Origin of the sequence: Diaminobutyricimonas aerilata, assembly GCF_002797715.1 — a bacterium.
In the GTDB taxonomy this organism is placed as follows: Bacteria; Actinomycetota; Actinomycetes; order Actinomycetales; family Microbacteriaceae; genus Diaminobutyricimonas; species Diaminobutyricimonas aerilata.
Genome location: NZ_PGFF01000001.1, coordinates 1,394,548 through 1,406,761, shown reverse-complemented (window position 1 = coordinate 1,406,761; position 12,214 = coordinate 1,394,548). Strand labels below are relative to the sequence as shown.

8 protein-coding genes are annotated in these 12,214 nt (G+C 71.9%); 4 read left to right on the top strand and 4 right to left on the bottom strand.

All coding sequences use genetic code 11. The features are described from left to right. Positions 1-122: 122 nt before the first annotated feature. Both CLV46_RS06730 and glgB read left to right on the top strand, forming a co-directional pair. Complete coding sequence (locus tag CLV46_RS06730) at positions 123-2,117, top strand: alpha-1,4-glucan--maltose-1-phosphate maltosyltransferase (protein ID WP_425430403.1); 1,995 nt, start codon at positions 123-125, stop codon at positions 2,115-2,117. Next, complete coding sequence (gene glgB, locus CLV46_RS06725) at positions 2,114-4,261, top strand: 1,4-alpha-glucan branching protein GlgB (RefSeq protein WP_100364062.1); 2,148 nt, start codon at positions 2,114-2,116, stop codon at positions 4,259-4,261. Before CLV46_RS06730 ends, glgB begins: the two co-directional genes overlap by 4 nt. A gap of 60 nt (positions 4,262-4,321) precedes the next feature. Here the strand turns inward: glgB and CLV46_RS06720 are convergent, their stop codons facing one another. After that, on the bottom strand, positions 4,322-5,248 hold the full coding sequence (locus CLV46_RS06720; RefSeq protein WP_100364061.1) for a co-chaperone YbbN: 927 nt from the start codon (positions 5,246-5,248) through the stop codon (positions 4,322-4,324). Then, complete coding sequence (locus CLV46_RS06715) at positions 5,245-6,966, bottom strand: DUF8094 domain-containing protein (RefSeq protein ID WP_100364060.1); 1,722 nt, start codon at positions 6,964-6,966, stop codon at positions 5,245-5,247. The genes CLV46_RS06720 and CLV46_RS06715 overlap by 4 nt, the downstream gene beginning before the upstream one ends. Positions 6,967-7,197: 231 nt before the next feature. Between CLV46_RS06715 and CLV46_RS06710 the strand changes: the two genes are divergently transcribed. Both CLV46_RS06710 and CLV46_RS06705 read left to right on the top strand, forming a co-directional pair. Continuing rightward, complete coding sequence (locus tag CLV46_RS06710) at positions 7,198-10,107, top strand: apolipoprotein A-IV repeat region-like domain-containing protein (RefSeq protein ID WP_157802252.1); 2,910 nt, start codon at positions 7,198-7,200, stop codon at positions 10,105-10,107. Positions 10,108-10,123: 16 nt separating this feature from the next. Then, a complete protein-coding gene (locus tag CLV46_RS06705; protein WP_100364058.1) occupies positions 10,124-11,176 on the top strand; it encodes an AI-2E family transporter in 1,053 nt (350 codons plus the stop codon). Here CLV46_RS06705 and CLV46_RS06700 read toward each other — a convergent pair. Continuing rightward, entirely contained in the window at positions 11,173-11,913 is a 741-nt protein-coding gene (locus CLV46_RS06700) for an alpha/beta hydrolase (protein ID WP_100364057.1), read from the bottom strand. The two genes, CLV46_RS06705 and CLV46_RS06700, sit on opposite strands and share 4 nt — an antisense overlap. Continuing rightward, on the bottom strand, positions 11,910-12,209 hold the full coding sequence (locus tag CLV46_RS06695) for a hypothetical protein (protein ID WP_100364056.1): 300 nt from the start codon (positions 12,207-12,209) through the stop codon (positions 11,910-11,912). The genes CLV46_RS06700 and CLV46_RS06695 overlap by 4 nt, the downstream gene beginning before the upstream one ends. Between the last annotated feature and the right edge of the window lie 5 nt (positions 12,210-12,214).

The window sequence follows — 12,214 nt, the reverse complement described above, 5'->3', positions numbered from 1 at the left end:
CGGCACAGCCTAAGACACGCACTCGACCGGTCCCGCGGGTAGTAGGTCCCCTTCCCGAACACCCGCTGAACATCCCGTGGGAGCCCGCTCGACGCAGTCGGCCGCACCGCTACGGTCGAAGGGTGGCGCTAACCGACCAGACACGCATCGGGCGGATCCCCATCCGCCACCTCAGCCCCCGTCAGCCCGAAGACCGCTGGCCCGCCGCGGCCTTCGCCGGCGACGTCATCCCGTTCGAGGCGACCGTGTTCCGTGAGGGGCACGATGCGCTCGGCGCGAGCCTGCTGCTCACCGACCCGGACGGCCGCACGACCGTGCATCGCATGCACCAGCTCGAGCCCGCCGGTCTCGACCGGTGGAGCGTCGAGGCCCAGGTAGACCGTCCCGGCACCTGGCGCTGGCGCATCCGGGCCTACAGCGACGACTGGGCGACCTGGCTGCACAACGCCGAGATCAAGATCCAGGCGGGCATCGACGTCGAACTCATGTTCCGCATCGGCGCCGGGCTCGTCCGCCGCCTCGGACGCTCGAAGGTCGCCAGAGAGGCGCTCGCCGCCCTCGAGGACACCGCGGGCGATCCGATGGCGCGGCTCGAGCGGGTGCACGAACCGAAGCTGCTGGCGCTCATCGCGGCGAATCCGCTCGCGAGCCTCGTGACCGAGTCGGAGGAGCTGGAGCTGCGGGTCGACCGCACCCGCGCCGCGGTCGGCAGCTGGTACGAGTTCTTCCCGCGCTCGATCGGCGCGAAGCAGCGCAAGGACGGCTCGTGGAAGAGCGGCACCTTCCGCACCGCGGCGAAGCGGCTGCCCGAAGTGGCCGCAATGGGCTTCGACGTGCTCTACCTCCCCCCGATCCACCCGATCGGCCGCAGCTTCCGCAAGGGCCCGAACAACACCCTCCTCGCCGGACCGAACGATCCCGGATCGCCGTGGGCGATCGGTGCGGCGGAGGGTGGACACGACGCCATCCACCCCGACCTCGGCACCGAGGCGGACTTCGCCTACTTCCTCGCCCAGGCGAAGCGCAACGGACTCGAGGTCGCCCTCGACCTCGCCTTCCAGTGCTCGCCCGACCACCCCTGGGTCGCCGAGCACCCGGAGTGGTTCACGACGCTGCCCGACGGGTCGATCGCCTACGCGGAGAACCCGCCGAAGAAGTACCAGGACATCTACCCACTCAACTTCGACAACGACTGGGACGGGCTCACGCAGGAGCTGCTGCGCGTCGTGCGGCACTGGATCGACCTCGGCGTCAAGATCTTCCGTGTCGACAACCCGCACACCAAGCCCCTGCGGTTCTGGGAGTGGCTGCTCGCCGAGGTGCGGGCGACGAACCCCGAGGTGGTCTTCCTCGCCGAGGCGTTCACCCGCCCCGCGATGATGCAGTCGCTCGCGCAGGTGGGCTACCACCAGTCGTACAGCTACTTCACCTGGCGGAACACGAAGCAGGAGCTCGCGGAGTACCTCCACGAGATCTCGAAGGAGACCAGCGGCTGGTTCCGGCCGAACTTCTTCGTCAACACGCCGGACATCCTCACCGAATACCTGCAGTTCGGCGGGCGCCCCGCGTACGAGATCCGCGCCCTGCTCGCGGCGACCGGCTCCCCCAGCTGGGGCGTCTACTCCGGATACGAGCTGTTCGAGGACGTCGCCCGGCCCGGGTCGGAAGAGAACATCGACAACGAGAAGTACGAGTACAAGCCGCGCGATTTCGCCGCGGCGGAGGCCGCGGGCCGGTCGCTCGCCCCGTTCCTCACGCGGCTCAACCGCATCCGCGCCGAGCACCCCGCGCTGCGCCAGCTGCGCAACCTCGACGTGCACTGGAGCGACGACGACGCGATCCTCGTCTACTCCAAGTACCTCGCCGCACCGTTCACCGGCACCGGCCGGGCCGACGGGATCATCGTCGTGGTGAACCTCGACCCGCACTCGGTGCGGGAGACGACGGTGCACCTCGACCCGAGCCGCTTCGGCATCACGCCCGGACAGGAGTTCGGCGTGACCGACCTGCTCACCGGTGAGAGCTACACCTGGAACGTCGACGACTACGTGCGCCTCGACGCGTTCCGCAACCCGGCGCACATCCTGCGCATCGACTATCCGGAAGGACGCTCGTGACCGCGCTCCACCCCGACCACATCCGAGCCCTCGTCGAAGGGCGCCACCCGCGCCCCCACGACGCCCTCGGGCAGCACCACACCGAGGACGGCTACACCATCCGCGCCGTCCGTCCCCTCGCGACGGCGGTCACCGCCGTGCTCGCCGACGGCACCCGTGTGCCGCTCGAGCACCAGGCCGACGGACTCTGGGAGGGCTCGTACCGCGGGGCCGGCCAGGCGTACCTCCTCGAGGCCGACTACGAGGAGACCGGCACGTGGACCGCCGACGACCCGTACCGCTTCGTCTCCTCCGTCGGCGAGATCGACCTCTACCTGTGGGGCGAGGGGCGGCACGAGCAGCTGTGGCATGTGCTCGGCGCTCACTACCGCCCGCACGAGGGCGTGCAGGGCACCTCGTTCGCCGTGTGGGCCCCGCACGCCCGCGCCGCACGCGTCATCGGCGACTTCAACGGCTGGAACGGGGTGTCGCACGCCATGCGGCGCCTCGACGACAACGGCGTCTGGGAGCTGTTCGTGCCCGGCGTCGAGCCGGGCGCCGCGTACAAGTTCGAGCTGCTCACCCGGGACGACCGCTGGGTGCAGCGCGCCGACCCGATGGCGCGCTCCACCGAGGTGCCGCCCGCGACGGCGTCGCGCGTCGGCCACTCGGTGTACGAGTGGTCGGATGCGGCGTGGCTCGACAAGCGCGCGGCGGCCGACCCGCACAACGGACCGATGAGCGTCTACGAGGTGCACCTCGGCTCGTGGCGCCCGGGACTGAGCTACCGCGAGGCGGCCGACCAGCTCATCGACTACGTCACCGACCTCGGCTTCACCCACGTCGAATTCCTGCCGCTCGCCGAGCATCCCTTCGGCGGCTCGTGGGGCTACCAGGTCACCGGCTACTACGCCCCGACCTCGCGCTTCGGCTCCGCCGACGACCTCAAGTACCTCATCGACCGCCTGCACAACGCCGGCATCGGCGTCATCATGGACTGGGTGCCCGGGCACTTCCCGAAGGACGAATGGGCGCTCGCCCGCTTCGACGGGGAGCCGCTCTACGAGCACGCCGACCCCCGCCGCGGCGAGCAGCTCGACTGGGGCACCTACATCTTCAACTTCGGCGACTCGCAGGTGCGCAACTTCCTCGTCGCGAACGCCCTGTACTGGCTCGAGGAGTTCCACATCGACGGACTGCGCGTCGACGCGGTCGCGAGCATGCTGTACCTCGACTACTCGCGTGAGGACTGGCTGCCGAACAAGTACGGCGGGCGCGAGAACCTCGAGGCGATCAGCTTCCTGCAGGAGGTCAACGCGACCGCGTACAAGCGCAACCCGGGCATCATCATGATCGCCGAGGAGTCGACCGCGTGGCCCGGCGTGACCAAGCCGACCGCCGCATCCGGCCTCGGTTTCGGGCTCAAGTGGAACATGGGCTGGATGCACGACAGCCTGCAGTACATGGCGGAGGACCCCATGTACCGCTCGTACCACCACGGCAAGATCACCTTCAGCTTCATGTACGCCTTCAGCGAGAACTACCTCCTGCCGATCAGCCACGACGAGGTCGTGCACGGCAAGGGGTCGCTGCTGCACAAGATGCCCGGCGACCAGTGGCAGAAGCTCGCGAACGTGCGCGCCTACCTGTCGTTCATGTGGGCGCACCCGGGCAAGCAGCTGCTGTTCATGGGCAGCGAGTTCGGCCAGCCGAGCGAGTGGAGCGAGGAACGCGGCCTCGACTGGTGGATTCTCGACCAGCCCGTGCATCAGGGGCTGCAGCGCCTCGTCGCGCAGCTCAACCACGTGTACCGCGACCAGCCCGCGCTGTGGGAGCAGGATCACAGCGACCGCGGCTTCGAGTGGCTCGACGGCGGCAACGCGACGCAGAACGTCGTCGGATTCGTGCGCTGGTCGCGCGACGGCGTGCCCGTTGTCGGACTGTTCAACTTCAGCGGGGCGCCGATCGGCAACTACCGCGTGGGCCTGCCGTTCGCGGGCGCCTGGACGGAGCTGCTCAACACCGACGCCGAGGAGTTCGGCGGATCGGGCGTCGGCAACTTCGGCGAGGTCGTCGCGGAAGACGTGCCGTGGAACGGACGCCCCGCCTCGGTCGAGCTGACCCTGCCCCCGCTCGGCGGGTTGTACCTCACCCCGCGGCGCTGACCGCGGAACGACGACGCCCCGCCGCTCGAGGAGCGGCGGGGCGTCGTGCGTGCGTGCGGATCAGTAGAGCAGCATCGCGAGTCGGCGACGCGCCGCGGGCACCCGCGGGTCGTCCGCTCCGACGATCTCGAAGAACTCGAGCAGTCGCTCCCGCACCCGGTCGCGGTCACCGCCGGTGAGCGCGGGGAACACGTCGAGGAGCCGGCCGAACGCGTCGTCGACGTGACCGCCGCTGAGATCCAGGTCGGCGACGGCGAGCTGGGCGTCGGCGTCTTGCGGGGCGGCCGCGGCGGCTTCACGGATGACGGCCGCGTCGGCTCCGTCGAGCCGCAGCAGCAGCGCCGCCTGGGCACGGCCGGCGACCGCGAGCGTGTCCCGCGGATCCTGGGTGATCGCCGTCGTGTACGCGGCGACCGCAGCGGCGTAGTCGCCGCGCGAGATCGCGTCGAACGCCTCCTGATGCAGCGGCGGCAGCGGCGGTTCCTCGACGACGTCGGCGTCCGTCGCCTCGGCGTCGGGCGTCAGCGTGCCGGTCACGCCGTTCTGCGCGGCGAGCTCGAGCACCTGGTCGAGCACCTGACGCACCTCGTCGTCGGCGGGCATGCCGACGAACAACTGCAACGGGCGTCCGCCGATGACGGCGGCGACGGCCGGCACCTGCTGCACCTGGAACGCCTGCGCGAGCTGCGGGTTCGCGTTGCCGTCGACGGTCGCGAGTGCGAGGCGCCCGCCGTACGAGGACACGAGCGATCCGAGCGCGGGCTCGATGCCGGCGGCGTAGAACTCGACGATGACGGGCACCCGCGCCGAGAGCTCGAGCACCTCCTGGAATCCGGCGTCCCCGGTCTCGAAGACCACGGCCGAACCGGCGTCCGCCGAGGCGCCGTTCCCGCCGGCGCGAGGCGCCGAGGGTGACGGCGAGGACGGGCGCACGAGCGACGACAGGTCGACCGCGCCGCGCAGTCCGCTCAGTCCGGCGTCGCTCACGGGAGCTCCGTCGCGGAGACGAGGGCGTTGCTGTAGCCGAGCAGCTGCACCTTTCCGCCCTCGCTCACCGGCGGGACGAAGAAGAGCAGCTGCATGCCGTAGGTCGCCGTGATGCCCTTGATCGTCTGGGTCTTGCCCGAGAGCACCTTCACCGAGTTCTCGGTGTTGACGGCGGCACCCGCCTCGGAGGGCTTGACGGTCTCGCTCTCGGTGACGTTGACGGCCACGAGCGCACCCGCGTCGTTCGTCGCGAGGGCGACGGTCTCGCCGCTGCCCGGCGCGTTCGCGAACTCGAGCGTCGCGGTCGTCGGGATCGCGGCCTTGCGCTCGTTCTTCTTCGCGACGCCGATCTGCGGCAGCAGGGTGTCGCTCTCGATGTCGAACAGGCCGTAGGACGCGCTGGCCTCGCCCTGGGCGAGCACGTCGCCGTACGCCGCGGCGAGGTCGGCCGGGGCGACGACCTGCAGCTTCGAGTCGGCGGGCAGTCGTGCGGCGCCGACGCTCGGCGGTGCGACATCCGGGATCTGCGTCTCGGGCTCGAGGGCGATGGCGTAGTGCACCTTGTAGGCGCTGCGCGCGTCCTGCTGGATGAGCACGAGCGCGGTGGGCGCGACGGTCGTGTCCTCGTCGTCCTGCACGATCGTGAAGACGGTGCGCGGCCACGAGTCGGTCTGCTGCGGCAGCGTGAGCTCGACCTTGCCGCTCGGGATCTTCGGCAGCGCACCGAGGTTGGCGTCACCGCCGCGGATCGCGTAGCTGGCCTTGCGGAACTCGAGGGCCGGCCCGTCCAGGCGGGTGGCGGCGAGATCGGCGTCGCGGGCCTCGTCGGCCTGGGCGATCGTCTCGCCGACGCGGGCGACGATGCGACGCAGCTGCGGCTCGCTCACGGCCACGGGCCGCTGCTCCGAATCGGCGCGGGGAGCCGAGACGGAATCGGCCATGGCGGTGGCCGGTGCGACGAGGAGGGCACCGAGACCGACGGCGAGCGCGGCGGGCACGGCGACGAACGACCGCACCGCGCGGCGACCGCGGGTCTCCGGGGCGACGGCGCGGGTGCGCGGGCGGAACCGGCCCTGGCGCGGCGGGCGGGGCAGGCGCGGCTGCTTGCGGCGCGGTCCGCGCGAACGGCGCAGGTGCAGCAGGGCCCACAGCAGGGCGAGCAGACCGAGCACGAGCAGAGCGCTGCCGCCGATGATGAGGGGCGTCGAGAACGGGGTGCTCGCGTCGAGCGGCCAGGTGATGCTGACCTCGGCGGGCGCCGGGGCGACGCCATCGGATGCGATGATCACGGACACGTCGTCCGGGACGTTGACGATGAACTTCAGAGCGTCCTCCGCTTCGTAGTCGTTGAGCCAGAGGTCGCTCCCCGCGAGCGGGGGGACCTGCAGGTCGTCACCGGGTTCGAGTTCCGAGGTGAGCCGCTGGTTCTCCTCATCGATCCCGATCCTGTTGTACCGTGCATCGCCGATCCACGCCATCACATCCGAGGTGCGACCGTAGGCCGCCGCGACCGGGCCGTCACCGATGACGTCGATCGTCTGGCGGCTGTCGAAGCTGCGCAGCACGTCGGAGTCGATGACGGTGACCGGAGCGAGCGAGTCGCTCTCGGCGGTGAGGGTGATCTGGTCGGGTGGGGCCCAGACCGTTCGCTGCGCCAGTCCGATACCGATCGAGACGAGGGCGCCGACGAACAGCACGATGGCCACGACGAAACGCACGGGTGTGTTCTCCTTCCGTGCTGCCCGGCTGGCGGTGCGAACACGCGCCCCCGATTCGGCAAGGGCACGAACCGGGTGCCGACCGGATGCGAGGGAGCACCGGCGAAGGCAGCGACAAAGACATTCCAGAATAGCGGACGCTTCACGCCGCGGCCAGTTCGGGCCCTGGGAAAGTGCTGGCAGCGCCCGTCGATACACTCGGAGAGTCCGAGCACGGCAATGGGAGACGACGTGGCTGCAGAAGACGCCGGTTTCGGCACCGAGCTCCGGGGGTACCGCAAGGAGGAGGTCGACCAGGCGATCCAGAGCCTGCGTCGCGACCTCATCAAGGCGAACGCCGACCGCGCGGAGGCGCAGAAGGAGATCAAGCGCCTCAGCGCCGTCGCCGAAGACCTCCAGGCCGAGCTCGACGAAGCGGGGAGCCCCACCTACGCGGGCCTCGGCACGAAGCTCGAGAGCACCCTGCGGGTCGCCGAGGAGCAGGCGACGCGGCTCATCAGCCAGGCCGACATCGACGCCGAGAACCTGCGCCGCGGCACCCGCGAGGAGGTGCAGCGACTGCGCTCCGAGGCGGCCGCCGAGGCGGAGCGCGTGCTCCTCGAGGCGCGCGAGCAGGCGAACCGCCTGCTCGACGACGCCGGCCGCGACGCCGAGGAGCTGCGGGACACCTCCCGCGCCGAAGCCGAGACGCTGCACCAGGAGGCCGTACGCGAGGCCGCCGCGATCCGCGGGGCCGTCGCGACGGAGGCCGCCGAGGCCCGATCGACCGCGAAGCGGGAGGCCGCCGCGCTGCGCGCCGAGGCCGAGCGCGAAGCGGCCGAGATCCGCGTCGTCGCCGATCGCGAGGCGGCGATCGCACGCGAAGAGGCCGCCCGACTCACGCGCGACGTCGAGAAGGGGCGCGCGGACTTCGAGAACGAGGACGCCCTCCGGCGAGCCGAGCTCGAGCGCCACATCGACCAGGCGCGCAGCGACCTCGCCCACGAGGTCGAGTCCCGCACCGTCGCGCTCGAGACCCACGTCATCGCGACGCGCACCGGGGCGGACGAGTACGCCGCGCGGGTGAAGGCGGAGGCGCTCGAAGAGTCCAGCCGGCTGCGCACCGAAGCGGAGCGCGAGGCGGAGCAGGTGCGCGCCGACGCGACCGCGGAGGCACGGGCGGTGCTCGCGGACGCCCGGTCCGAGGCGGAGCGGGCCCGCGCCGACGCCGTGGCCGAGACCGAGGCGCTGCGCGCCTCGGCGGCGACGGAAGCGGAACACCTGCGCACGTCCGCCGACGAGGAGTCGGAGGCGGTGCGCCGCACCGCGGCCGAGGAGTCGGCGGCCCTGCGCGCGGCGGCCGGCGCGGAGGCCGAGGCGCTCCGCGTCGCTGCGGCTCGCGAGAGCGCCGAGTTGCGGTCCGCTGCCACGGCGGAGTCCGAGCGACTGCGCGCGGCGGCCGCCGAGGAATCCGAGACCCTGCGACGCAGCGCCCACGAGGAGGCCACGGCGGTGCGCGACGCCGCTCGCGCCGAGGCCGAGGCCCTCACCACGACGACGCACGCCGAGGTGGCTGCGCTGCGCGACACCGCGCACGCGGAGGTGGACGCCCTCCGGGCGACCGCGCAGGCGGAGACGGCGGCGTTGCGCGACGGCGCCCGCGCCGAGGTCGATGCGCTGCTCGCGACGGCGCAGGCGGAGGTCGACGCGCTGAGGTCGACCGCCGAGGCCGAGACGACCGCGCTGCGACTGGCGGCCCGGACGGAGGCGGAGAACCTGCTCGCCGACGCGCGCGCCGAGGCGGAGGAGCTGCGTGAGACGGCGCGCCGCGACACGGATGCGCTGCGCGAGGCCACCGAACGCGAGACCACCGCGCTCCGCGAGACGACCGAACGCGAGACCACCGCGCTCCGCGAGTCCACCGAGCGCGAGACGGACGCCCTGCGGGCGACCACCCGGCTCGAGACCGACACCCTGCGCGAGTCGACCCGCACCGAGACGGAGTCGCTGCGCGAGACCACCCGGGTCGAGGTCGAGACCCTCCGCGCGAGCACGCGCGCCGAAGTCGAGGAGCTGCGCGAGGCGGCTCAGCTCGAGAGCTCGAGCATCATCGAGGCGGCCCGTGCCGAGGCCGCCGGCATCCGGACTGCCGCCGTGACCGAGGTCGAGGGCATCCGCGAGGCGGCGACCGCTCAGGCCGAGGGACTCCTCGCCTCGGCGCGTGCCGAGGCCGAGGGTCTGCGTTCGACCGCACAGGCGGAGGCCGACGCCATGGTCGCGTCCGCGGCGGACGAGAGCGCGGCGCTCCGCGCCGCCACGATCGCCGAACTCGAATCGCGGACCGCGGAGGTCGAAGCGGAGACCGCCCGGGTGCGCGACGACGTCCGCGCCGAGACGGAGCACCTGCGCACCGCGACGGAGCAGGCGGTCCGCAAGCTGCGGGCGGATGCGACGAAGGACACCGACCGGTTGCGCGCCGACACCGACGCGCTCGTCGCCCGGCGCCGCGAGGAGCTCGAGGAGGAGCTCGCCTCCACGCGCGCCTCGCAGGAGGCCGAGATGGCGGAGGTGCGCGCGAGCTTCGACCGCGACTCGGCGAAGGCACGCGCGGATCTGGAGCGCGACACCGCCGCCCAGCGCGCACGCCTGGCCGCCGAGGCGGAGACCGCGCGGGCGGCGCTCGCCCACGAGACGGACGAACTGCGGGCGCGGCTCGAGCGGGAGGCCGAACAGGCCCGCGTCGACCTCGACGTGGAGCTCGCGTCGCGTCGCGACGAGGCCGAGCAGGAGGCGCTGACCCGGCACCGCGAGACCGTCGCGCAGACCCAGAAGTTCCTCGACGACGCGCAAGCGCAGCTCACCGACGTGACCGCGCGCGCGACGGCCCTGCGCGAGGAGGCGGACGCCCTCGAGGAGCGCGCCCGCACGATCCTGCAGGACTCGCGCGAGGAGGCCGACGCGACCGCCCGCGAGGTGCTCGAGAACGCGGAGGCGCGCGCGGCGGCCATGATCGCCGACGCCGAGGAACGCACCGCCCAGCTCGTCGCCGACGCGGAGGAGCGCCTCGCGAAGCTGCGGATCGAGCGCGATTCCGTCGCGGGATATCTCGAGGGTCTGCGCGGGGTATTGTCGCAAGCGGAGAGAATGACGGCCGACCGGTGACGTCGAGGGGGCGCGCGTGAAGATCCAGAATCCGTTCCGCCTCGGTCTCGTCGCGGGACTGGGAGTCCTGGTCGCCCTGGCGATCGGCGGGGCGCTCGTCAACCTCGCGACGATCCTCACCTACGTGGGCGCCGCCCTGTTCCTCGCGCTCGGTCTCGATCCGGTGGTCACCTGGTTCGAGAAGCGCGGTCTCCCCCGCTGGGTCGCCGTCGTGCTCGTGCTCATCGGCGTGGTGGGCCTCGTCACGGGGCTCGTCTTCGCGATCGTGCCCGTCATCACCGAGCAGGTGAACCGGCTCATCTCACAGGTGCCCGAACTCATCCGGGTCTTCTCCGACGGCACGGCGCTCACCTGGGCCGAGCAGACCTTCCCGTGGGCCGACATCGAAGGCGCCCGCGACGAGGTCGTCAAGTGGGCTCAGAACGCCGACAACATCACCGGGATCTTCGGCGGCGTGCTCGCGACCGCGGCGGGCATCGCGACCGGCGCGTTCGGCGTCGTCATCGTCGTGATCCTGATGCTCTACTTCGTCTCGTCGCTCAACACGCTCAAGCGCGGGCTGTACAAGATGGTGCCGGCCTCCAAGCGGGTGCGCTTCATCGACCTCGCCGAGCAGATCAGCCAAGCCGTCGGCCGCTACGTCATGGGCCAGGTCGCGCTCGCGCTCTGCAACGGCGTCTTGAGCTTCATCTTCCTGTCGATCATCGGCGCGGAGTATCCCGCCCTGTTCGCCTTCATCGCGTTCCTCGGATCGCTCATCCCGCTCGTCGGCACGATCTCCGGCTCGATCCTCATCGTGCTCGTGCAGCTCATCGTGAACCCCGAGTCGCTCGCGACCGTCATCACGATGGCGATCTACTACGTCGTGTACATGCAGGTCGAGGCGTACGTGCTGAGCCCCAACATCATGAAGCGCGCGGTGCGCGTGCCCGGCGTGGTCGTCGTCATCGCGGCGCTCGCCGGCGGCACGCTGCTCGGCATCCTGGGCGCGCTCGTCGCGATCCCGGTCGCCGCGGCCGTGCTGCTCATCGTCGAGCAGGTCGTCGTGCCGAGGCAGAACGCGCTCTAGGCGGCACCCGTCGTGTCGGCCGCTCCGTCGGCCCACTCGGTGGGCAGCGGCAGCACGCCCGGGTTGACGCGCGCCACGATCTCGGTGAGCACGCGGGAGGTCTGGGCCTCCCCCACCCACAGGTGCTTGCCGCCCTCGACCGCGACGAACTCGCGTTGCGGGATGCCCGCGAACCGCTGTTCCGCCTCGGCCGGACGCAGGTAGTCGTCGAGCTCGGGGATCACGAGCACGACGCGCGCGTCGCGGGCCGCCCACGCGGCGACCTCCTCGTCGGTGGCCCGGTGCAGCGGCGGCGACAGCAGGATGATGCCGTCGACGTCGTGGTCGCCGCCCCACTTGAGGGCGACCTCCGTGCCGAACGACCACCCGAGCAGCCAGGGGTGCGGGAGCCCGCGATCGGTGACGAACCGCATCGCGGCGGCGAGGTCCGCCCGCTCGGCGATGCCGTGCCCGAACTCGCCCTCGGAGGTGCCCCGTGGCGAGGTGACGCCCCGGAAGTTGAAGCGCAGCACGGCGAGGTCCGCGAGGGCCGGGAGTCGCGCGGCGGCCTTTCGGATGATGTGGGAGTCCATGAATCCGCCGGCGGTGGGCAAGGGATGCAGGCACACGAGGGTCGCCACCGGTTCCGCGGTCTGCGGGAGGGCGAGCTCCCCGACGAGGGTGAGCCCGTCGTCGGTGCGCAGCACGATGTCCTCGCGACGGGCGGGCAGCTCGATGCCACCACGGATCTCGGTCATGGGCGGATCCTCCAACAGTGGATGTGCCAGTGCCGGCGGGCGGCGAGGTCGTCGGCTTCGCCGAACAGCCCATCGGCCCGCCAGGTCACGACGTGGGCGGTCGCGGGCGGCACGTCGCCGCCGCATCCCGGGCAGACGTAGATCTTCACCGCCGACGCCGGTCCGACCGGCTGCACGTTCCAGACGCCGTCGCGTTTGGTGACCGTGTGCAGGCGCCCCGTGAGCGCGCGGGCGAGGTCGAGGCCGTCGTCGTCGGGCTCCCGCCGTCGACCGCGAGGACGGTTCGAGCGGGGCATGCCCC